Below are 22,946 nucleotides of genomic sequence, written 5' to 3'. Positions count from 1 at the left end.
TGCTGTGGCCAAAAAAGGCCATGTTGTTCACGTTCCACGGTGTTTTCCTCTGGTATATTCATCGGCTGGTCGAGAGTCCGGCTGTAGCGGTTTGTTTACTGACCCGGAACGAAACACCGTGGTTAAAAATCCAACAATCCTCCAAATTTAAGAGGAACGCCTCAGAACGAGCCAGGTCCATCTCTTATTAAAGCCACACTGGAGCTATAATTTTGTGCTAAAAAAATTGAGGCTCTTGCAAAAATCACATGTTCCCAAAAGATCCCTATCGAGAACTTGTCGAAGCTCTCTACAAACCTCAAGACTCCATGAGGAATAGCCTCCTTCTCGAAGACTGGAAGTTTTAGCCCCGAATAGCGAATATCGCCGCTGCAAATTTTCAAATCCTAGAAAATTCTTTAAAAAAAGTAGCAAAAAACCCGTCTTTCTCAGTATAAAGCTTCATAGCTTTGGGGGACTTGCGAAGCCCCCATCCACTCAAGGAGCTGATATGAAGCAGTTTTTTATGATGATGGCACTTACGTTGAGCAGCGCATGGGCCCACGCTGGTCTCAGTGAAGGTATCTGGAGCGTCCACGGAACGAACTCTCAAAAAGGTGGCTATCAAGGAGAGCTCGAACTTCGCCGCAATCAAGATGGCAGTTTCAACGCCGTTCGAATTATCACTTACCAAGCCTACTCGTTCATGGGTTACCAAGTTCAAGAAATTTGGACGGGCAAAGCAAGCCTCGATAAAAACACTCTTCGCGTAAACTACTCGCTTCGTCAGGCAGACTACATCACCCGTGCCGGTAACCACGTCCGCAATCCTAACGATTTTAAAAGCAACGTCACAGTCCAATCTGTTTTCGTACAAGGTTCTCAGGGACCTCATGCGGAATTCACAAACCAAAAAGGAGCGACTTATTCCGAGCAGCTTGGCCAAGCTCGCGCTCTTCAGGGCCAGCCGTTGTGGAAAGATCTAAGAACTAAGTTCGACGCCAAAGGCCCAAGCATTCCACTTGTCATTCGTGGCGCTATTGAAGTTGCTAGAGTGAAAGTAGAATACGAAAAAGATCCCTTCGTAAAATCCTACATGCATCGTAAAGAATATAAAAACGAACAGCCTTATGTGATCTTCGACCCTACCGACTATGATTTTTATCAGCGCAATAAAACCACTTTGCGTGTTGCCAATAAAATTACCGATGAAATCAGTTTGACCGAAAGCCTCATGCGCCGAAACGCCTATGCGCCAACTTACGAGGAAAAAGCTCGCGGTTATGAAAAGAACACCCAAGAGCGCCACATCAACGACCAAGGTATGTACGTATCGTTGCAGGTTGATGCCAACAACAATATCGTAAATGAAGACTCTGAGGGTGACTCTACTTTGTGGACAGGAATGTACGTAGGCTCTCAAGCTATGCGCTACCTCATCACCAAAGATCCTGTGGCTCAGGCCAATGTTCGTCGCTCTGTCAAAGCGATGTTCTTATTGATGGACTTACCTGGAGACCGCTCAGAATTTGCACGCACTGTTGAAACCTTTAATCCGAATCGCCAGTATGCGCCTAAATGGCATCGTGGTACCGGCAAATACTCTAGCCTCATGTGGATGGAAGGTGGCAATAACGATATGGTGAAAGGGATCACCCATTCATTTATGTGGGCGACTCTTGTCATTCCTCGTTCTGACACCGAAATCTGGGACCAACTCAAAGAAAAGTCCCGTCGCCTCATTGACCTCGAAGTCATGGATAAAAAGGCGCAAAACCGTCCCGTGGCTTTGGGGCTTGCCGCATTAATCACCCAAGATAAAGAGCTTCGCGAAAAATACTTGAAGTCGTACTTGAATCCTAAAACACGTTTAACTTCAGGCTATGATTTCGATACCAGCTTTTACTGGCATGGCACAGCTGACTGGAGCGGAATTAACCTAGGCATGGTGGGCGCTATCACCAACATTATGGTGGCGGATCTCTTAGGTGCCGAGAAAATTAGAAATACCCTCCGTGAACGCTTTATGGACGAGTGGCTGGTTTACAAACCTGCCCGCCGCCACTTGCACACCATTGCAACGTATGGATTTGCATATCGTCACGGAACTCGCGGCGACAACTTCCGCCGTGACTCCAGCGAGCAAGACTTCAAAGAACGACTTGCGCACTCTCTATGGGGACTGCGTGAAATTCCTTATCCTCGTCTTGTTCATGGCACAGTCCAAGTAGACCACTCTCTCAATCCAGAATGGTGTCTCTCGCCGATTCCGCGCCTCTTTTGGAAATCACTCAAAAAACCAGAACCTCCACCGGAGTATTTCTATCAAGGTCTTTACGATTATCCGCTCTTTGAGCAAGACGCGATCGATAGCACCTTCATCTGGAAGAGTGCCGCCTTCAACTATCGTGTGAATCACGGAAGTGGCACCGAGTATGCGGGTATCGACTACCTCTATGCTTACTGGCTTGCTCGTTACAGCGGTCTTGAGCTTCGATAGTCAGTGGCCTGTACAAGTGTCTAATTCCTATTAGTCATTGACTCATTCTAAGACGGGGAAATTCAGTCCATCCCCGTCTCTTTGCTTCTAACCTATGAGCTGCTTAGCCTGTTTTTTGCATCATAAATCCATACGGCGGAGCGTTCTATGGGGATTCAAAAAACAAAACTCTTCTTTGCACTAAGCATCTTGGTTTTGGGCTATCAAAATTGCTCCAAAAACAAAGTCGTTATTGATGACGAACTCAAAAGCAAAACCCTCGCTCAAAACAAAATCCTCAACGAAGAACCCTCGACCTCTCCAAAAATCGCTCATTTTACCTTTGTCTGCCCTACCCTAGAATCAGCTAATCAGAATCCGAAAGACCTTCTTCACTCTGAGGACGTAAAAATCGTCATCGAAGAGTACAATTACGAAGAAGACTCTAAGCGCGTCGTTTGCGAAGTTCACGGCGTTAAAAAACAAATCCTTGATACTCGCAGCGTAGATCTGTCGAGCTGTGAAAGCATCCCAGATCAACAGAGCGCGCACTTGAGCCTGTATGTGGTTTCAGAAAATGTTAAGGGCGCCTTTGATGCTCACAAAATCAACGACGACACGACTCCACTTTCTTTGGGAGGTTACGCTCTTAAGTACCTGCATATGAATGCTGGCGAAATCAGTCCAGCCTGTGACGACTCCGGCGACCCTCTGATCGTCCAACTAAGTTCTTCTACTAGCCCCTCACTAAGCTTAACGGCGCCAACTGAGGGCCTTGCTTTCGACCTTTTAGGAAAACGTTCTTTTGCGAATGCTCACGAAAAGGTTCAGACTTCGTGGCTAACAAAATCAGGTTCAGAAATTTATTTTTTAGTGAAGCCGAACAAAGACGGCTTGGTACTCGGAATTGACGAGATGTTTGCAGATACCAGCCGTGGACCTGACAACAAGTACGCGAAGCACGGCTTTGCAGCTCTTGCTAAATACGACGACAATAAAGATCTTTTGATCGACGACGACGACGTCGTCTATGAAGAACTTCGCCTTTGGAGTGACACAAACTTGGATGGACTCGTTCAAGAAAGCGAGCTATCTCGCCTTAAGGACAAGAAACTACGTGCCATTGATCTTAGGTATGAAACTCAGTATCGCGAAATGGATGCGTTTGGAAATCAAAGCCGCTACAAATCTATCATAGTCATGGAAGATCATTCTTATGGTGTGATTCTTGATCTGTGGCTTCGCTTTGTGCATCAGCCTCCAGCAGTTTCAACAAATTCCGAAACCGTCATCAAAGAAGAGGCTAAATCTTCTGAAGAAGATTTAGCTATCGCACCAACTCTTGCGCCCGAGGAAGAGGAGAGCGCTCCTAGTTCTTCCACTCAGCCGCACGAGACGAGCCCTGCTGACACTGCTCCACAAACACTCGCACCGCTCGAGGCTTCCAGCGCTTCTCCGAGCCTGACACATTCAACTCAAATTTCCGATTCGCCTTGATGGTCACATCATCACGGCTGATTTTGGCTGGAGCATAGTATCCAGTCCCATTATTTACGAACACATCCACTTTGCAACCCACAAGATCTTCGTTGCTGTTATTTCTAACTTGTACGTAGACCGAATCGGCTCCGCCGAAGGCGTCTCGGACTTTCACTTGCAAATCAGGGCTACTCTTTAACGGCAAGCGATCTCTGAAGTCTTCGCTTCTATTTAAATAGTAAGGCTCTGCTAAAACATGAGGTCGTGATGGACGCTTTAGATAGCGACCCGTCAGGACGGATTCTTTTAAATCATCACCAATATAACCGCCCAGTTTGTTGAACCACTGTTTTTGTGTCTGATCCAAAGTCGGAGACAAAACATTAGACCCTAAAGCCTCGATACGCCCAACAATATTGGATTTCATACCGCTGCCCGTTCTGTATCCATAAAGAATCATTCCGAAGAAATGGTACCAGGTTCCGAAGCGATCACCGTCGTAATTGTACCCGCTAGTAATCGGACGAAGACGTTTTGTTGCAGGTAGAGTTTCACGTTTTGTATATCGCCAGTTGGCTGAAAGTAAATTCTCGACAGTTAACAGGGCTAAGTAGACATCTCCTCGATGCAATCGATAACTAGCACGGAAAAGTTCGGGGAATGTGATGCTGTTATAGTCTTGCTCCATCATCCAATTCCACAGATCTCTTTCTTTGCCCGTTTTCATAAACCGATTTGAAAAACCGAGAGAAAGACAGATGAAAAGCTTAGAGAAACCTAAAACGGCCGATCGCCCTTCGTATTTCTGACGAGTCTCCATAGACCACTCGTGAAACAAACCGACAAACGGTTTTAAACCCCGTTGAGTCTCTTCTAAAAGGACTTGATCCAGCATTTCCGAGAAGCGCTCGATATCAATTGGCTTATCACGGCCTTGGATTGAAGGACCAGGAGCATGAAGAGGTTGAGCCATTTTTCCTGCAAGAGGATCAACGGTTTCCCATGGCTCAGGCAACCAAGGATCATCAGCATGAGAAAAGTTTTCCTCCTCGAAAAGAGCTTTTAAAACGTTAAATGGAACTTTCTCGGCACGCTCGATCAAGGCTTCGTCACCTTCAGTATCAAAAAGCTTATAAGACTTTTGCAAATAGAGGTCGCTATCGTATCCAGAAGCCGCTGGCATGCGGTTGTTAAAGCTTAGCATCGTATATTTTTGCTCTTGCAAAATGGAGCTTCTCGCATCCAATAGCAAGGTTCTGATGACCGAACGGATGTTTTTCTCTAAATTAAAGAAAGGAATGAAAGCGGCCTTGTCATACGCCGAGGATTTTATCGAGAAAATCTGATAACTTTGAACCCAGGTCAGGTTTGCACTCATTGGGTAGAATGCAGAAAAGCTGCTTCCTTGCATAAAGACACTTTCGATCTCTGTAAATTTCTGTACGGACAAAAACTCTGGATTATGAAGAGAGGTAAAAACGGAAATCCAATTACCACTAGCATTTTTCTTATCGACCACACCATAAGCCACGTTCAAAGGCAAATCTGCAAAAGTCGTTTTAATTTCAGCCTGACATTGGGTTTGATTGCACGATTGGATTTTTAGATTCTGCGAGTAATCAGAAAGGCCCTTGGGATTCGACATTCTAGTACGAATTACATCCAAGGACAAAGGCAAATAGAACGAAGATCTTACGACCACGTAACTGCGAATACCCACTTTGTTTTTAGTTGTTTCGTAAAGATCCACAAAGCCAGGAATCTTTGCAGCCGAAGCAATGGGAAAGAACTCAGTCGCCGTCTGCACCCACGTGGTTTTACCGTCTTTGATATCAAGATATTGAAGATTTTTTTCTTCGTAAACCTTGGGGCTCACAGCCTGAGCCCAGGTACCAAAAAGAAAAACCGACAAGACGAGATATTTTGTAAGCATAGGTCCTCCACGTGCGACAGACCTATGCTTACAAAGCCTATGCCACCTGGGGGCCTATTAATGAGTTCTTAACAAGGGTTTCAACCCCTTAAGCTCCCCAAGGCAGGCACAGTGTCCAGAATATCGACAGAGTCGAATCTAGGACTTTTTAAATTTTGCTTTCGCCTGATCAACCTTTTCATTCACAGCATCGGAAATTTTTTGAGGAGAGAATTTTCTTTCAAGCGTGCCGAGCATGTCTGAAACATCTCTTTCAGAATCCTCTTTACTTCGGCCGTATTTTTGTTGAAGGACGCCAGCCAAAGCCTCGGCGTTTCCTTTCGTTCTACGAATCTCATCGTCAGTGAGCTCGCCGAATTTCTTTTTGATTTCCCCAGAGATCTCCTTAAACTTTCCTTCAAAGATGTCCTTATTCATAAATTCCTCCTTGTTCACTTTTCTCAAATTCTAACTTCAGCACAACACTAAGCCTTGACGCAAAAATCGCAGAAACGTCAATAAAAACTGACTATCAACATCTATGCTCATCGTGCCGACTTCAATTCAAAGGTCGTCTATTTAACCAACCTATCGAGGGAGAACGAAATGGAACCAACAGCAAATGAACTCAAAAATTCCGCATCATCTGCAGCTCAGTATGCCAGCGACAAAGCAAGACAAGTCGCTTCAGATGTGTCTGACAGAATTAAAAAAGGCGAAATGAACGCTCAAGATATTTATCAAGAAGCTCGTGCTCGTGCGGAAGACGCCATGGATGTATCCGTTGATTTTGTAAAAAAACATCCTTTCTCTACGGTTGCAGGAGCAGCAGCAATCGGCTTCTTAGCTGGTATGCTTATTCGTGGCAATCGACACTAAATATTCAGGCCCTGCCCATAGGCGGGGCTTTTTTTTAATTTGAGGAGTTATCATGCAGTGGCTTAGTCTTCTTGTTTCATTTTTACTTGGAAAGTTTAATAGTTCTCGTCCTCCTAGCCTGAAAGAAACAGCGCGGGAGATTTTGGAAGAAGTCGCTTACAAAAGTCGCAAGCCCGCCGCTCTTCTTTTAGCAGGAGTCATTGGTATTCTTATTCTTTGTGGCGGATTTTTTATGAGCGTGCTTGAGCTGACGACTCAATACGACCGCGAGGGCATTGTGCGTTTCACAGCGACCTTAGGCGCCGGTCTTTTTTTAGTTGTGGTACCTTTAGGTGCTTTGATCTGGGGCTTCACCGCAGCTTGGCCTGGAGCGAAAGCTCATGCAAAAGCGGAACAAGCTCGAGAAGAGGAACAAGAGCTACCTCGGGTCCCGGCATCTTCTTTGGAGCAGGCGCTCGCAACACTCGTGCTGGATTTCGTCAAAGAACGTGAGTTCAAACGCGAGATCAAAAGAGAACATGCTCATGCACCGGTTGTTCCGCGCGAGTCCCACGAAAGTGAGTCCCCGCGTTTCTTCCAATAATTGAAAAATAATCCTTTACGTTTCTGTCATGGGAAGGCCATAATCCTCCCATGATCACTTGGAATGTAAGTCCGACAATCGTTAGTATGGGCCCCCTGCAGCTACGCTGGTACGGCCTTATGTTTTTAGTAGGTTTTCTTATCGGCTACCAGGGCATGCGCAAAGTCTGCACCTGGGAAAACAAGCCCCAAGAAAAATTAGACTCTCTTCTGACTCATCTATTTTTAGGAACTTTGATTGGGGCTCGTTTAGGCCATTGCCTGTTCTACGAACCTGGTTACTACCTTTCCCACCCGCTTGATATTCTTAAAATCTGGGAAGGCGGTTTAGCAAGTCACGGCGGTGGTGTTGGTGTTCTTTTCTCGATTTGGCTGTTCTCGAGAAAAAATCCTGAGTTCCCAGTGATGTGGGTTTTTGACCGTGTAGCAATTTTTACGGTCCTAACAGGCGCCTTCATTCGTGTTGGCAACCTGATGAACTCTGAAATCATCGGACGCCCTACAGATGTGCCGTGGGCTTTTGTCTTTGAAAAAGTGGATAAGTTGCCACGCCACCCAACCCAAATCTATGAAAGTCTTTGCTACTTTGCTATCGCACTTTTCGGGTGGCTGACCTACAAGAAATACAAAGCAAAACTTCCTTCGGGGCGCGTTTTCGGATTGACCATTGGGCTTATTTTCGTAGCTCGTTTTGTCATCGAACTTTTCAAAGAAAACCAAGAAGCCTTCGAAGCAACGATGGCCATTAACATGGGACAAATTCTCAGCATTCCATTTATTTTGGCGGGAGTTTATTTCTACGCGAGGTCCTTTAAACAACCGGCACCGGCGCCAGAACCTGTTAAAAAGAAAAAGAAATAGAATTAGCTATATTGGATGGGCCACGACGTCTATGTAGAAGTGGCCTTTTGCAGTTTTAAACACGACTCTCATCGAAGCTGAGCCCTCGGGACAAGGCATCACATGCCCCGCACCACGTACGACCTTAGGAATAGTCATAGCCACTCCGAACTGAGCGAGATCTGATTTGGCATTTCCGTAGATGATGTTATTGATTTCACCGACAGCGTCTTGATTTTCATCGGTAATATCTGTCTGCTCTTCACAGAGCATACTTGAAACCAATTCCAAAAAACTTCCTTTATCAAAAGAAATACTAAGCTGTCCCTTGAAGTTCTGACTGATAATATCCAAAACCGACGAGATACATCCGCCCACCGGGTCCTGGCAGGATTTCATTTGCGGTTTTTCCATTTTAATTTCACTTAGACCAAACTGGCCCAAAACTTTTACCGTGGCGCTTATGATGGCATTGATCACACGTACATCGACCGCATACCGAGAAGTTTCTGCAACAGCTTCGCCCCCCAGATCTTGCAGCAAGGCCTCGACCAGAGCTTGGCAATCAAAAGGCTTCGCAAACACACGTCCGCTCTTTAAGGACTCGGGCAAGTTCTCTGCCTTTTCTTCGCTGACAACATAGAGATGACCATCTTTGGTGTTTTTGATGGAACGGAAGTTTGTGGCAAAACCACTTTCAAACATACGCGGGACACTGGTATCTAAAACGACTGCATCAAATTTTTGATTGACGGCCTTTAAGGACGCTTGAGCTCCGTCTTTTGCAGAAATAAGGGTCAGAGCAATATCCTTCTTTCGAAGTTGCTCTGCTAAAGTAGCCTCATACAGTGATTTGTGAATACTACCGTCGTCCACAATTAAAACAAAACGGCGATATTTTGGTTCTGCCATCATCGATCTCACCCGCAGACTACTCTTCGGAGGGGACATGAGGAATTTTCATTCAAATTAATTTGACGGGTTTGTCTCAAGCAGAGATTTCTTAACCAGTTAATGTTGAGGTGGGCTCTCTTCTTGATATGTATCTGTTTGTTTTCCTAGGTCGCTGTCCTCATGGAAAATCCCACGAAACGCCCTTAAGAAGTCCTCAACCTTTGTTGTTGTCGTATTAGTCTCATTCCGAGCGCTGATGGTGTTAATCAGTCCCGAATTAAAGGCTCTGTACATCTCAACAAATAGTCGTGCGACGTCATCTGAGACGCCATTTTGTATAAAACTTCTTTGGCATTCTTGCTCACTCAGCTGCTGATAGTTGATCCGTTGCTCAAGCACTCTTGATAGAAAAAGGCATATTTCCATCATGCTCACATCCCGGGGCCCAAGAACACAACGCACGTTTTTCTCTTCAAACTCTCGAGACAAAAGATGCTCTGTTGCAACACGAGCAACGTCTAGCGACGCCACCATAGGAATTGGCAAATCTGCCTTTAGTGATGTCATAACCTTGTGTCCTTGACGAATGCCAGGAACAAAACTCATGAGGTTTTCCATAAAAAAAGCAGGACGCAAATGCATAAGGTTACAAGACTCTAAGCGATTTAGGCGATCTTCGTGGGCATGCAAAAATTGAATGGGTCCAGTGCCACTCGCATGCTCGGCTCCGAAACTGGAAAGGTTCACCACATAGCGAATCCCCGAGTTGCGAATCGCATCGCGGATGGATTCACTCATTTTCTGATAGTGCATTCCAAGGGAACGACTTCGATAATCTGGCGGAATCATCACAAAGGCGGCAACACAGTCTTTAAAACATTTCGTTAGAAACGCCGAGTCCCCAATCTGTCCCAGATACAAGTCAGCTCCTTGCTTTTTAAAAACTTCAAGCTTTTGCGGATTGCGCGCAACCACACGGACTTGCTCGCCTCGCTTTAGCAAGGCATCTGCGACTTTGCTGCCAATGTTCCCTGATGCTCCTAGGACAGTAAACATGATTCCTCCTTCGAACATACTGCCCTTGAATTTACTCAATACGCTTTTCAATCTCGTCGCGAGACTGTGAAAGTGTCCGCACATGTCTTCCTTCACTATTGTCTAGTAGGAGTATTATGTTTCAAAATGGGATTACACCCTGCGCCGGTTTTGAGATATACTTGAAGATATGAAGTACATCTACATTCTTGAAAACGAAAAGAAGTTTCGAGATGAGATGATCGAGGCCATCCGCAAGATCGATTCTCAGCTGATGGTGCGCTATTTTGAATCCCTGGAAGAATTCGCAAAGTGGATCAAGCTTCTTATGTCGGAAGGCACGGAATCTCTGCCCAAAGGGGGGACCGCACCTGACGGCCAAGATGAAAGCAGTGGCGCAGGCCCTCACCAGCTGCTTTTGGTTATCAGTAAAAATGAGTTTTTAGGTGCCAAAAACATGTCCCTCTTGCGAAAGACGCGGGACTTATTCATCAAGCAAGGCGTTTGCACCAAAGAAGACCCCACATCCTTAGTTCTCAGCGGCTTTGAAAGTCCCGACTTCGATATCAAACTTGTAGAAGATCGCATCATCAACAACGTCATTTACAAACCCTTCGACAAACTGATTCTGCAACAGCATCTTACTTTTGCCATCGGTGGCCGCCATCCTGCTTCGCAATACTCTGTGCACAACATGAAAACAACGACCACCATCGAGATGCTCAAAGGAGTCGAAATCGAAGCGATCTCGGATATTGGGTTTATTAGCATCAGCAATCGTCCCTTGGCTCCAGGCGTGCTTGCGAAGTATTACAGTCCGGTCTTTAACTCGCTCAAACAGCGCAGCATGATGGCGCTATGTTTGCGCTGTGACCCACACCCGACAAGACCTGACCACTTTCGTTGTGCCTTCACCTATCTTGCTGCCGACAGTTTTCAAATTAGCAATATTCGCAAGGAAGTGCGTAAGAAAGATTTGCCGGCCTTTCCGTTTGAGTGGTTGGAGAAATCTCCAGCCGCAGCCTCGGACTCTCTTGGAGTCGTTGCAAAACCCATCGTGGACATTGCACTCATTTCCAAAGAAGAAGAGGTTATAAGCTCTTTCAAAGACCAACTAGAAAACAAGTTTCATAATGCCAAGGTTCACCATTTTGCGAGTTTGCAGGAATTTATGTATGCAGTGGACCCGGAGCTTGCAAAAAAAGACAAGAAAGAAAATGTCTACGATAAGTTGCCGGTGGTCCCACGAACACTGCATGCGATCTTTGCCGATGAAAGTCTTTTCGAGGAAGGATTTAAAGAACGTTGGCAAAATATTATGGAGACCGTGCAGAAAAAATTGCAAGCTCCTGCTAGCAATCGCTCTGGCAAAACCGATGTCTATGCGCTTTCAAAAAAACCTTTCTCTGACACTGAGGAGCGCGCCATTGGGGCCCTGGTGAAAGATATTTTCTTTTTGCCGCTTGACGGTTTGTACTTAACTAAAAAATTGACTCTGTTTATGCCTCTACTAAGTCCACAAGAAGAGTTGAGTCTTCCGACCGTGACATATTCCCATGGGGCCAAGGCGGCGACTCCAATTGAAATTAGCGAGTTCTCGGAGGCTGGCCTAGTAATGAAGTACTATCGCCCTATTTCAACAGGAGCATTCCGAGAGTTCGTTCTGTGGCTTCCCCACGAGTTGGATCTACCCGAGTTCCTGGCGACTTGTAATTACAACGAACAAAGCAAATCCGACAAAGAGGTCTACTACAATCATTTTGTCTTCTTCGGGATGACCGACCACTTCCTTAAACACATACGCCGCTGGATTCTGCAAAACCACGTCCAAAGCAAAGAAGCTGACGGCGCTTAAAGCCTGCCCTCTTGCTGTTAGCCCCCTATAGTGCTAGGATGGGCGACATGAAAAAACACAAATCGCCCTCTAAAGAGGCCCTCTTTGCGAAAATGCGCGAAAACAAGGTCAAGGTCACCAGTCAGCGTGAAAAAATCATCGACTGTCTCTTGAGCACTTCGCAGCCGCAAACAGCTGAGGAAATCCTAGCTAAGCTGAAAAAAAGCAAAGCCCCTGGAAAGTGCGATCTTGTGACCATTTATCGCAGCCTGCACCAATTTGAAAAAATCAATATCGTTCAAAAAAGTTTTTTTAGCGAAAACTCAGCTCAGTACTGCTTGAATGACCTTGATGATCATCACCACCATCATCATTTTCTTTGCAAGAAGTGCCAGAAAATTATCGAAGTGGATTCATGCTTACTCGACAGTCAGCTGAAAAACCTCGAGAAAAAAGGCTTTCGCGAAATCTCTCATCGTTTAGAATTTTTTGGTATCTGCCCCGATTGTGCCGCTTAAGGTTTCTGAAAGGATATTATGAATACATTTACTTTGATCACCCTTCTGCTTCTTCCTGTAAGCCTTTTTGCTCATGAAAAACACGAACACCGCGAGCATGGGGCTCATCAACACGGATCAGCAGAGGTTTCTTTGGCTTTTGATGGCGCTCAAGGAAAATTTGAATTCAAAAGCCCGAGCGATAGCGTCGTTGGTTTTGAACACACCGCAAAATCAGCCAAAGACATCAAGGCTCGCGACGAGGCCTTTAAAAAATTCGAGTCTCAGATTGCTGATATGGTGACATTTGAGAAGTCTTTGAACTGCCAGTTCAAAAAAGAGAAATTAGAAATGCTTGCAGAATCAGCAAAACACAGCGATGTTCAAGCAAACTTTACGATCTCTTGCTCCAAATCTCCAGAAGGTAGCAAAGTGACATTTAACTTCCAAAAACACTTTCCGAATCTTAAAGATGTCGACGTGCAAATCCTGACTGAAAAGATACAAAAGAGCGTCGAAGCCAAGAGCAGCGGTACCGTGCTGGAACTTAAATAATTATAATTCTCATTATCGAAATAAAATATACGATTCTCAATTAGTTTTTAACTAGCATTTGTGGCGGAGTTTGCTAAGCTTGCCTTGTTAAACCTACAAGGAAGGACGAAGTCACAATGGCAAAAGGCAACGAAAAAGTAATCGCCAAACTGAACCAAGCTTTGGAAATGGAAATCTCCGGAGTGGTTCGTTATCTTCACTACGCATTCATGATCATGGGCCCAAACCGCATTCCAATTCAGAAATGGTTCCATGACCAAGCCCAAGAAGGCTATCAACATGCAACTCTTCTTGGCGAAAAGATCACATCTTTAGGCGGTCACCCGTCTTTGAATGTTTCTAAAGTTCCTGAGACAAAAACTCATGCTGCTATCGAAATCTTGCAAGAAAGCTTAGTTTTCGAAGAAAAAGCATTGAGCCTCTATTATGAAGTTTTACATGAGATCAAAGAGGACATCGCTCTTGAAGAGATGATTCGCACTATGATCCGTACAGAGACCGAGCATTTGGACGAAGTTCGCAAGATGCTCGTAACTAAAAACAACTAGTTTTTAGAAAAGCAAAAGCCCTGATGGAACTCCACCAGGGCTTTTTTATTTTTATCCAATCAACTTCATTGCAAGTTGATTCAATTGATTTGCTTGTGCCAAAGTCGAAGTTCCAGCTTGCATCAAGATATTATTGCGAGTCATCTCTGAAGAAGCCTGCGCTACGTCCGTATCACGAATACGGCTGTTCGCTGCACTTAAGTTCTCCATCGTGACACCCAAATTATCTGCCGTCGAAGTTAGACGATTTTGGATCGCCCCTAAATTCGCACGATAACCGTTCACCTTCGTTTGCGCATCATCCAATGCAGCCAAAGCTACTTGAGCTCCTTCTTTCGAAGTATAGTCCAAGTCCCCCAAAGCTAATGCATCGATTGTCGCTATGTTCGTAGATGCATCAAAGCTAATGCGGTCTTCTTCCGCGTTGTTAAACAAGCCCACTTGGAAATCAAACTGCGGAGTGCTTCCATCCAGAAGCTTTGTCGTTCCCCAGGTTGTTACCGAAGCGATACGTTGAATCTCTGCTTTCAGTTGTTGAGTTTCTTTATCCAAGAATCCACGCTCAGTTTGTCCGACTGTATCTGATGCCGCTTGAATCCCAAGCTCACGAAGACGAATGATCAGATTCCCGATTTCATTCAAACCGCCCTCGGCCGTTTGAACCATGGAAATACCATCGTTCGTATTACGTTGCGCTTGCGCTGCAGAACGAATTTGAGCTTTCAGGTTTTCAGAAATCGCCAAACCTGCGGCGTCGTCTGCGGCGATATTGATTCGACTTCCCGAAGCCAATTGCGCCATCGATTTATTCAGCACTCTCTGACTGCCTGTCAGATTTCTTTGAGCATTAATTGCTGATATATTTGTTGTTACTCTCATCCCCATGTTTCTATCCTCCTCTGAAGTGCATGTGTAACCTCCTTGGTTATTGGTCTTGCTTCAGTCCATAAAAAAAACACAGCATCCGGCTGCGTTTTGTAACGTGAGAAACATTTCGGGATTTTCAAAACCAACTGAACAAGCCTTGAGAAGAGTATTGCTGTAAAATTTTTGTCAAAGACACACTTGACCGCGACATCGAGATCCATGAAGATGCGCTTCATGAAGGTTCTTAGGGAAATCAAAGCCACTTTCAAAGAAACTGGCTTCAAAGGGGTAACACAAAAGTATGGCTGGAAACTTTTCCTAGCAGTCTTTGTTTATTATCTTGTCCGCGACCTTACCCTCTATGTTCTTCTTCCTTACTTAGTATTCAAAGGCTTCGTTCACGCTCAGTAGTTCTGTCTTCGTGGCTTGTACTTGTCACGTCGTCTTGGGGCTTGGGCTTCGACGAGGGAATTTCCGAGAGCGGGGTTTGGAAACTCTCCTGCGGGGCACGCCCTCCAGGCTCGTCACTCCGCCGCCCGAGTACGGGCGTCGGGGCCCATCCATGGGCCCGTGAAGGCACCCTTCGGAGAATTTCCAAACCCCACTCCCAGAAATTCTCGCGAACTCCGCAATCCTAGGCAGTGAAAAAGCAAATGGAAGATTTATTTTTGCGCTCACGTGCCAATCCAAAAAAAGAATTTGAATACCCGTGCCGCGCGCAAGTTCGCGCTATCCGTGCACACTATTCTCTCTCGGAAAATTTCGGTGCGGGCACGTTCGGAATATCATTTGTATCGTGAGTGTGGGAATCGGAGACGGATTTCTGGCTGGGAAGGGCCTTTGGCTTTTTCTTTAGTTGGCCTCAGCGGGGCCTGGATGGCCCTCGGAGTGCTTGTACTCAAGTGCTCCGAGGCTGCGAGCCCTGGAGGGGCGTGCCGACTGAAGGAAAAGCCAAAGGCCCTTCCCAGTCAGAAATCCCCGGGTCCGAAGAACTACTTAGCGGGACAATCGTAAAGACGAATCAGACGTGCTCCGAAGTAAGCGCCAGAGCGCGTGAGGCTCCATGGTGGATAGGGCAAGAACTTAACTTCCGCGCATTGGCCTTTTTGGACCACTGCCCATCTGCGGTCTTCTGAAGAGGCAGTGAAGATTTCGCCGGTCTTTGCATCTTTGACTGCTACTGCGTATGAAAAGACTTGTGACGACGGTTTTGCTCCGTCGGCTGTGATAATCGCCATTGGGACTTCGACGCGTTCAACGCCGTAAATTTCACCGTCTACTTTTTGTGAGAAAATGTAGGGGTACCAATTGACCAAAACGAAAACGAGACCACAGGCTGCAAGGATGGTAAGCACGATGTATAAAACTTTTTTCATAGAATTGAGTTTATCTCTTAACTCGACGCGCTAATCAAGAACTTATGAGGCCTTGGCCTTCATTTGCGGAATCTGCCCGAGAATTTCCATGGAATATTGATCCAAGGCAAAGTCACAGTGACGGCACTTCATCTCGTAGTGCCCTTTCTCGTTCGTATCCAGGAATAGAACCGTGTCTGGATGGTGCGGGCATGTGAGAGAACCCGCAAAAGAGTTGAGCTTATCCTGAGGAGCTTGCACTAACTCAAAAACGATATTCTGGTCGCCTTCAAAGCCTTTGATCACCCGTTCGCCCAGGCGATTCATACTGAACTGCTCTTGCTCAAGCACCGCCGCCACATCACAATCTATCAGAATCTGATCTGGCTCTGCCAGGTTCGTTAAACGTGAAGCTAGCGGCAATGGCGCACCGATTGCGGTATAAGAGCGGAAGAACTTTTTATTTCCGTAGAAGCCCACGTTGGCGTAGCCCACTGAGATTCCCATACGGATTTGCATTTCTTTTTTCCAGTTCATTAGATAGAACTCGCGGTCCTCATGCAAAAGCTCACGCACTTCAAGTGCCGCATAACAAGTTCTTTGCACGAAGTCGCGATGTTGAATTGGGTCATTGGCAAAAGCCAAGATACCGTCCCCTTGGAACTTATCGATGGTCAAATCGTACTTCAAAAACGTCGACACGACCGTATCCATAAAACGAGCTAAAACTTTGTCCACCTTTTGCTGATCAAGGCGTACTACCCGCTCGGTTGAACCCACGATGTCGACAAAGATTGCACAAATCTGTGCACGATGAACACCCTTTTCAAGATCCACGCGGCCCTCGCGAATTGCGCGAACAACCTGCGGACTGAATTGACTGCTTAAAGTATTGAGACGTACAGCTTCGTTGGTTTTTTCATGAATGATGCGGTCCCGGTTCGCCAATTCCGACTTTAGAGCCATGCGCGAGTGAATTTCGCGGATACGTAAGCTTTCGTTAAAATGGCGGATCAAGAAGCAAATGATCATGGACCCTACACAGAAAAACGAATTCACCAAAAGCGCTTGATACTCTCCAACACTCTCCATTTTAATAAAGGCATTCAAATAATAAGGTAAGAATATACCAATACTGAGAATCGTAAAACAGCGCTTATTAAAAGGTATGAAGGACAAGCTCCCGACAGCCACCATATTTAATCCCGCATAATAGGGCGTCGTCGGATCTGGAATCATAAGAATAATAGCATTGATGCAGCTTGCAACGGCAATGGCGAAACTGACTGCCACCGTCTGAGCTTGCGAGAAATTTCTGACCCAATCAATCGCATACTTAGCGAGTAAGCAAGTTGGAATCACTAAAAGGCGAATACCAAGAAAGGGCCATTTATATTCCGGATAAAAGACCCAATCTGCGATCCAGAAAACCAAAAATAACGGAATCGTCATCCAGTGGCATACCACCCGGATGACCGAGCGAATCTCTTCCATAACTTCGAATTCTCGAAGTTCGCTCGTCGTTATTTCAGAGGACATCTGCTCACGTTGTGCCAAATATTGCTTCCTATTTCTCTATCACGACAAAGAGGTTTACGCCGAGAGGTTCTTTTTCAACATACACTTTAGAACCAAAGCCCTTGAAAATTCTCTCGAGATCTTCTTTAGAGCGATAAATCAAATTCCAGTCCAGACATAGCTCCATGAACGGAACGCAAGGATTATCGGTGCTGAAGTTTCCGATAATAAGCTTTCCCCCAGGCTTCAGGCTTGCCATCATTTTTTGGGCTGCCATCTGCGCCACAGGTTCTGTCAAATAGTCAAAGAGGCCCGCGGAATAGATCAAGTCGTAATCTTTTTCAGGCAATCCCCCTGCGATAACGTTACGGATCGCAAGATTTTTAAAGTTAAACTGGAACCCTGATTTCACAAAACGCTCTGTAGACATGAGCTGTCTCTGAGCGTGCTTTAAAGACTCTTCGTCTTGATCTAAACATGTGAAAACTGCCGGGCGGTTATAGAACTCTTTGCCGGATTGTAAGAAGAGCTGTTGCTCAACCGCAGGACCGCTGGCAACAGAGACGATTTTCAAGCTGTCGCGAGAATTATGTTCTCTGAAAAGTTGAGTGATTTTCTCTACCAAGTAATAACCGCGGTTCTTCACGGCAGCGCCAGCCGGTTCGTCGACAAAGTATTTATGCACACACTGGTCAAAAAGAGTTCTGCCGGTGAGTTCGGCACGATAAAGGTGATTCATCATTTCATAATCCCCCGCATAGCCGCGGGGTTTATGATAAGCACGAGAAGCAAATGGCGCTCCATAAATGTACGGGCCAAGCTGTTCGCGGATAAACTCTGTAGCTAATTGGGTGTCTTCCGGGCTTAAGTTTTTCAACATAGGTGGAACTTTGGAATAAACTTGCGGAACGACCTTACCAATATACTCGCCGATATTTTCAACGAGGGTCATACGATACTCTTGAGCCTCTTGAGCATTATCAACAGGAGCTTCCCTTTCGAGTTGATCAATAGATTCTTTGAGCTTGTGAAACCAGTCACGCATTTGGAAAACGATTTGACGGTATTCAACCGGTAAACGCTCTAGCTTTACAGAGTAGTCATTTTGATTGCGCAGAATATTTGTTGTGACTTCTAATACCTTGATACGATCGACCTTGAAGGGCTCTCCAAGGGTCTCAAAGGCCCACACCACTTCGTTGCAAACTGATGTTGGGTGCGGCACTTCACGTACCTTGCGTAATTGTAGAGTTTGAGTTTCAGTCCCTTCATAAAAAACTTTGGCCGTATGATGTTCAGATTGAGTGTAAAGGTCTCTTAAGTAAGCACTGCCTTCGGGGGTCACGACGGCTGCACAACCAAAAGTACTAATGTTGATCACTTCAACTTTTAGAGCATGGAACTCCAAAATACACTTTCCAGTCTCCAGTTGGACACGGTCTTGGCGAACAATTTTTTTACGTTTAGCCAAGTTTTCTTCGGCAATGAAAAAACCTTCTTGTTTCATAGCAGTAGACGATCGACTCATTGGTGGTTCTCCTCATTAAGTACTATGCTTTCCATCGGTTTATTTAGAACGGAGCGATATGGATGATTGTCCAGTTCCTCAATAACACCCCGCTTAATATGCCCCGGAAAGCCGCGATTTTACGAATGCCCTAGCCATAGGACCTAAGGCACAGCTACACTAAAGTGTTACTTGAAGTGAGGAAACTATGCTGAATGCAGTACTGGCGGGACTTGGATGTCTTGCCGTCGGGGGCGGATTAGGATTTGCCCTGCGAAAATACATCTACAACTACACGATCAAAAAGGCGAAGCAAGAAGCCGCTGACATCCTTGCTGAGGCAAAGGACGCAGTTGAAATCAAAGCTCTTGAGGAAAAAGAACGCATTCAAGAGATCGAACTTGAGATGTGGTCAAAAGTAGAACCGGACATGCTTAAGGTCGAAGGTCGTATTGATGAGCTCCAAGAACTCGTTGATGAGAAAAAGCAAAAAGTCGACGCTACTTTAGCCGAAGAGAAAAAGAAGATTCAAGCCCACGAAAATGAAACTCGCCAAGCTGAGAAAACTGTTCAGGCACAAGAAGCTGAATTACAAAAAGTGCGTGCGGCTGAAAAGGATCTTAATCGCGAGTTCACAAAACTTTTGTCCCAGAAGCTGAACACCACTCCGGAAGAAACCAAAAAACAAATTGCAGAGACTCTCGAACAAGAGACTTTGCAGCGTTTGCAAAAGTGGGCCGAGGACTACGAAGAAGAAGTTAAAGAACATGCTGAACAAAAAGCGAAACGCATTTTGGACGTGGCCCTAGACCGTTTTGCCCGTCCCTACTGTGCTGAACGTGGCATCGGTGCTGTAAACTTCCCAGATGCTCACGCAAGAAAACTTCTGTGCGACCCTCAGGGCGAAAACATCAAGACCCTGCAGGATGTTTGCGGTTGTGACATTATCGTAGAGCCTGAAATGGAAATGATCGGCGTTGCGGGCTTTGACCCTGTTCGCCGTGAACTGACTCGCAGAACTTTGGAAAGAATTCTGAAAGAGAGAAAAAATCTTACTCCAGACTTCATTCGCAAAGTGGCCGAGAATCAAAAGAAAGAACTCTTCCGTCAGATCAAAAATGACGGTGACAATATCGCCAAAGAATTGAAGCAACAGGATCTTCACCCCGAAATTAAACAAATGATGGGAAGCTTGCGATATCGCTACTCTTTCACTCAGAATCAATACTTCCACTGCGGTGAAGTGGGTTGGCTTGCAGGGCTTTTGGCCTCAGAGTTAAAGCTAAACATTAAACAAGCTCGCAGATCAGGACTGCTTCATGACATCGGGAAATCGATGGACCACGCGGTCGACGGCGGCCATGCCGTGATCGGTGCGGACTTTATCCAGGCCCGTAACGAAGCCCCTGAGGTTGTGCATGCAGTTCGCGCCCATCACTATGATGAACAGCCATCGACAGATACGGCCTTTTTGGTGATCGCAGCCGATGCGATGTCAGGCGCCCGTCCAGGCGCTCGTCGATCAACGATTGAATCCTACAACCAAAAGGTTTCGGAATTACAGGATATCGCCAGAAGCTTTGAGGGCGTTACTGATTGCTACGTATTGAGTGGTGGTCGCGAATGCCGCGTGATGGTGAATGGCCGTAAAGTGGATGATGCTCAGTCTCTTGTGTTAGGACGCAAAATTGCGAACCGCATCGAAGATGAATGTAATTATCCAGGTCAAATTAAAGTGGTTGTCGTCAGAGAGACTATTGTAAGTGAGACCACAAAAGCGCATAATTAGTACTGAAAAGAGCTCTTGAATTTGAAGACATAAATGCCTTTAAACATCCAAGAGCACAAAGGGAGCTAACCAGCTCCCTTTCTTTTTGCCTAAAATCTAGCAACCCTTCATACAACCAGGAATCGGGCCCCAAGAGCAACAAGCAGCTGCTTCCGTATCGAGTTTCGGTGTAAGCACTTTCAAAAGAGCGTTCTCATTATTAGTGCATGATTTTTCGGCACAGATAGGAATGCACTTATCGTTTTCCGCTGGGCACTGTCTACAGAAGTAGCCACCAGCAAAAGCGTTTGAACCAGCCAATAGAACCAAAGAAATACTTAAAACATACTTTTTCATAGAACCTCCATGGATCTAAATCTATCCAGGGGTTTCCCACTTTGTATGTTGATAATTATCAACGCCTGTGATGTATAAATATCAACATGACAAAATACCTGATTTCGCCAGAAGACTGCCTGATCCTCGTTGCTATCCAACAGAACACCTCTCTCAGAAGTGCAGCTGAATCGTTGAATTGCGATGCTGGCGGGTTGTTACGGAAAGTTCAAAGGATCTCGGACGATCATGGCTTGCTCAGCAAAGTCGACGGCAAGTGGAAACTGACCCAAGAAGGTCAGGCACTCGTCGCCTGGACTCAAGAAAGTATCCTTAGCCAACAAGAGCTCATGAAATCCTCGGTACATCTACGAATTGCCTCTACAGCCTGGTTTGCAGAGCAGATCTTGATTCCGGCCTCGCCTGAATTACAGCGCACATTTGGGGGGCGGGTGAAAATTCAGTACCTGACGCCAGATGTGGGCTTAGAAAAATCTCTGATAATGGGTGAAAGCGATTTTGTCGTCGCCTGCCACGCTCCTGAAAATCCATCGATTGCCCATAAGCAATTGCAGCCAGAACCCTGGTCTGTCATCGTGTCCCCGTCCGTGATCAGCAAATCGCGCAAAACATTGAGTATGGATCTTCTTAAAGACATCCCTCTTGTGCGCCATCGTGAATTGAATCCTGAAGTGTTTTTGGCTGATGAGGTCGCCGCAAATCCGCCAGAGGCACTTACGATGGACAATCTGATTGGGGTACGTTCTGCAGTCTTAAGTGGACTTGGCTGGAGCTTGGTTCCAACAGCTTTGGTTCTGCGCGAGCTTGCAGACAAAAAGTTGTTGGATATTCAGTGCAAAATAAATATGGACCGCAAAGTCTGTATCTGGTGGCTCAGAAATAATCTGCACGAAAGGAAACAACACGCGAGTTTCTGCAAGTGGGTAGCCGAAGCGTGTTCTGTGCTCTAAAACCCATTGTCTCGTTTTGAGACACCACTTCAACTGTTCAGAAAACTGACTTCCCAGTGACAAAATAAGGCTGCTCCAGCGCTTTCCCGGCAAGAGGCCCAGTTATATTGCTTTTGATCTGGCAATCCATATGCATTGTTCTTCTGCGTAGGAGAACATATGAAACTATTATCTTTTGCTGTATCTGCAATGGTTGCCTTGCCTTTAACTTTCGCTTCTGCGAATCCAGCTGCTAATAGCGAGGAGTCTCTTGGCGAGTTCGAACAACTCACCGAGCTCGTTCGTGAATATAAAGACGCCGTAGACCGCGGAGATATTCTGGTTCAACAGAAAGTCCAGCAATACGATACGGATGCAAAAGAAGTAAAACCAGAAGAAGATTTCAACGCCTATACAGCCGCAATCGCGGATCCCTTTTATGGCTATCAGGCCTTTATCCTTGTAAATAAATCTGTTAGCAGAGTTTCTAGTCGCTCGCGCGATCCAAAAACTTTGCAAGCTCAAACATTGTATCTCTTCACTCGTCAAGGTAATCAAATTCAGCTTCAAGGAGTTCTGCCAGTTTCTACTGGAAAAGAACCTACTCCTGGAAAGAGTGATACGCGTGAAGGCTTCCACCGCATTCAAGATGCTCAAAAGACCTATACTTCTCGTAAATTCGGTTCATCAATGCCGTATAGCTTGTGGATCGAATCTGAATATGGAATCGCAATTCACCAAACATTGCAAACAAGCTGCGACCAAGCAATCGGTCGCAGAGCATCTGCAGGCTGCGTTCGCCTTTGCCCAGGCGATGCGGAACCATTATTTAATTTCGTAACTAGCGGTAACTACCCTCGCACTTCACCAATGGTTCTTCTAGATAAGAAAACAGGTGTACCTATCGCTCGCGGTCTTTCACAAGCGCTATCAAGATCACAAGTAGGACCTGATTCAATCAAGGGCGCTCCAAAAGTAATCCGTGGCTACCCTATCTTGGTTCGTATCATCGATGGCAATACGCAAGAGAAACAGCAAGAAATGGAAGCGCTTCTGCAAAACCCAACTGCAGGCTTCCAGCGCTACTTTAAGCCAATCGTTGCTGAAGTTGCTCCTGGCATCGCAATGTAAT

Annotated in this window: 21 protein-coding genes; 12 read left to right on the top strand and 9 right to left on the bottom strand. The window is 45.8% G+C overall.

Going from position 1 to position 22,946, the window contains the following annotated elements:
- The first annotated feature begins 490 nt into the window (after positions 1-490).
- Positions 491-2,479 carry a hypothetical protein gene (locus tag ACLWBB_RS09430; RefSeq protein ID WP_413291381.1) on the top strand — a complete coding sequence of 663 codons (1,989 nt, stop codon included), beginning with the start codon at positions 491-493 and terminating at the stop codon, positions 2,477-2,479.
- Between the two features lie 1,348 nt (positions 2,480-3,827).
- On the opposite strand, the gene ACLWBB_RS09425 is transcribed toward ACLWBB_RS09430, so the two are convergent.
- Positions 3,828-5,870: a hypothetical protein gene (locus ACLWBB_RS09425; RefSeq protein WP_413291379.1), complete on the bottom strand. Its 2,043-nt coding sequence runs from the start codon at positions 5,868-5,870 to the stop codon at positions 3,828-3,830.
- A 138-nt stretch (positions 5,871-6,008) separates the two neighbouring features.
- A complete protein-coding gene (locus ACLWBB_RS09420) occupies positions 6,009-6,287 on the bottom strand; it encodes a CsbD family protein (RefSeq protein WP_413291378.1) in 279 nt (92 codons plus the stop codon).
- A 168-nt stretch (positions 6,288-6,455) separates the two neighbouring features.
- Between ACLWBB_RS09420 and ACLWBB_RS09415 the strand changes: the two genes are divergently transcribed.
- Genes ACLWBB_RS09415 through lgt form a run of 3 tightly spaced genes read left to right on the top strand, consistent with a single transcriptional unit; the run spans position 6,456 to position 8,171 of the window.
- On the top strand, positions 6,456-6,728 hold the full coding sequence (locus ACLWBB_RS09415; protein ID WP_413291377.1) for a glycine zipper domain-containing protein: 273 nt from the start codon (positions 6,456-6,458) through the stop codon (positions 6,726-6,728).
- A 52-nt stretch (positions 6,729-6,780) separates the two neighbouring features.
- Positions 6,781-7,311 (top strand): hypothetical protein, encoded by a 531-nt coding sequence (locus tag ACLWBB_RS09410; RefSeq protein WP_413291376.1) that lies wholly within the window; start codon positions 6,781-6,783, stop codon positions 7,309-7,311.
- A 50-nt stretch (positions 7,312-7,361) separates the two neighbouring features.
- The gene (gene lgt / locus ACLWBB_RS09405) at positions 7,362-8,171 is read left to right on the top strand and encodes a prolipoprotein diacylglyceryl transferase (protein ID WP_413291375.1); all 810 of its coding nucleotides are present in this window, start codon (positions 7,362-7,364) and stop codon (positions 8,169-8,171) included.
- Between the two features lie 6 nt (positions 8,172-8,177).
- On the opposite strand, the gene ACLWBB_RS09400 is transcribed toward lgt, so the two are convergent.
- Both ACLWBB_RS09400 and ACLWBB_RS09395 read right to left on the bottom strand, forming a co-directional pair.
- Positions 8,178-9,065, bottom strand: a complete 888-nt coding sequence (locus tag ACLWBB_RS09400) for a chemotaxis protein CheX (RefSeq protein WP_413291599.1) — start codon at positions 9,063-9,065, stop codon at positions 8,178-8,180.
- 96 nt (positions 9,066-9,161) lie between these two features.
- Complete coding sequence (locus ACLWBB_RS09395; RefSeq protein ID WP_413291374.1) at positions 9,162-10,100, bottom strand: NmrA family NAD(P)-binding protein; 939 nt, start codon at positions 10,098-10,100, stop codon at positions 9,162-9,164.
- Positions 10,101-10,269: 169 nt separating this feature from the next.
- Between ACLWBB_RS09395 and ACLWBB_RS09390 the strand changes: the two genes are divergently transcribed.
- From ACLWBB_RS09390 to ACLWBB_RS09375, 4 genes are all read left to right on the top strand, one after another.
- Positions 10,270-11,934 (top strand): hypothetical protein, encoded by a 1,665-nt coding sequence (locus ACLWBB_RS09390; protein WP_413291373.1) that lies wholly within the window; start codon positions 10,270-10,272, stop codon positions 11,932-11,934.
- Positions 11,935-11,981: 47 nt separating this feature from the next.
- Complete coding sequence (locus ACLWBB_RS09385; RefSeq protein ID WP_413291372.1) at positions 11,982-12,431, top strand: Fur family transcriptional regulator; 450 nt, start codon at positions 11,982-11,984, stop codon at positions 12,429-12,431.
- Between the two features lie 18 nt (positions 12,432-12,449).
- Positions 12,450-12,965, top strand: coding sequence for a ZrgA family zinc uptake protein (locus tag ACLWBB_RS09380; protein ID WP_413291371.1), 516 nt, complete (start codon positions 12,450-12,452; stop codon positions 12,963-12,965).
- A 116-nt stretch (positions 12,966-13,081) separates the two neighbouring features.
- On the top strand, positions 13,082-13,513 hold the full coding sequence (locus ACLWBB_RS09375) for a ferritin-like domain-containing protein (protein WP_413291370.1): 432 nt from the start codon (positions 13,082-13,084) through the stop codon (positions 13,511-13,513).
- A 51-nt stretch (positions 13,514-13,564) separates the two neighbouring features.
- Here the strand turns inward: ACLWBB_RS09375 and ACLWBB_RS09370 are convergent, their stop codons facing one another.
- A complete protein-coding gene (locus tag ACLWBB_RS09370; RefSeq protein ID WP_413291369.1) occupies positions 13,565-14,398 on the bottom strand; it encodes a flagellin in 834 nt (277 codons plus the stop codon).
- A 201-nt stretch (positions 14,399-14,599) separates the two neighbouring features.
- Here ACLWBB_RS09370 and ACLWBB_RS09365 point away from each other — a divergent pair, with 201 nt between their 5' ends.
- Positions 14,600-14,791 (top strand): hypothetical protein, encoded by a 192-nt coding sequence (locus ACLWBB_RS09365; RefSeq protein WP_413291368.1) that lies wholly within the window; start codon positions 14,600-14,602, stop codon positions 14,789-14,791.
- A gap of 581 nt (positions 14,792-15,372) precedes the next feature.
- Here the strand turns inward: ACLWBB_RS09365 and ACLWBB_RS09360 are convergent.
- The 3 genes from ACLWBB_RS09360 to ACLWBB_RS09350 are packed head-to-tail and all read right to left on the bottom strand — an operon-like array spanning position 15,373 to position 18,781.
- Positions 15,373-15,756 (bottom strand): hypothetical protein, encoded by a 384-nt coding sequence (locus ACLWBB_RS09360; RefSeq protein WP_413291367.1) that lies wholly within the window; start codon positions 15,754-15,756, stop codon positions 15,373-15,375.
- A 42-nt stretch (positions 15,757-15,798) separates the two neighbouring features.
- Positions 15,799-17,292 (bottom strand): adenylate/guanylate cyclase domain-containing protein, encoded by a 1,494-nt coding sequence (locus ACLWBB_RS09355; RefSeq protein ID WP_413291366.1) that lies wholly within the window; start codon positions 17,290-17,292, stop codon positions 15,799-15,801.
- 10 nt (positions 17,293-17,302) lie between these two features.
- Entirely contained in the window at positions 17,303-18,781 is a 1,479-nt protein-coding gene (locus tag ACLWBB_RS09350; RefSeq protein ID WP_413291365.1) for a class I SAM-dependent methyltransferase, read from the bottom strand.
- A gap of 187 nt (positions 18,782-18,968) precedes the next feature.
- Here ACLWBB_RS09350 and ACLWBB_RS09345 point away from each other — a divergent pair, with 187 nt between their 5' ends.
- Positions 18,969-20,549 carry an Rnase Y domain-containing protein gene (locus ACLWBB_RS09345; RefSeq protein WP_413291364.1) on the top strand — a complete coding sequence of 527 codons (1,581 nt, stop codon included), beginning with the start codon at positions 18,969-18,971 and terminating at the stop codon, positions 20,547-20,549.
- Positions 20,550-20,645: 96 nt separating this feature from the next.
- Here ACLWBB_RS09345 and ACLWBB_RS09340 read toward each other — a convergent pair whose 3' ends face one another.
- Complete coding sequence (locus ACLWBB_RS09340) at positions 20,646-20,885, bottom strand: hypothetical protein (RefSeq protein ID WP_413291363.1); 240 nt, start codon at positions 20,883-20,885, stop codon at positions 20,646-20,648.
- A gap of 86 nt (positions 20,886-20,971) precedes the next feature.
- Here ACLWBB_RS09340 and ACLWBB_RS09335 point away from each other — a divergent pair, with 86 nt between their 5' ends.
- Positions 20,972-21,835, top strand: coding sequence for a LysR substrate-binding domain-containing protein (locus ACLWBB_RS09335; protein ID WP_413291362.1), 864 nt, complete (start codon positions 20,972-20,974; stop codon positions 21,833-21,835).
- A gap of 159 nt (positions 21,836-21,994) precedes the next feature.
- Positions 21,995-22,945 (top strand): L,D-transpeptidase, encoded by a 951-nt coding sequence (locus ACLWBB_RS09330; protein ID WP_413291361.1) that lies wholly within the window; start codon positions 21,995-21,997, stop codon positions 22,943-22,945.
- Position 22,946 lies beyond the last annotated feature (1 nt).

The organism is Bdellovibrio sp. HCB337 (assembly GCF_047302465.1).
Lineage (GTDB): Bacteria > Bdellovibrionota > Bdellovibrionia > Bdellovibrionales > Bdellovibrionaceae > JACMRP01.
The sequence above is the reverse complement of the archived record's forward strand: the minus strand, read 5'-3'. Positions and strand labels throughout refer to the sequence as shown.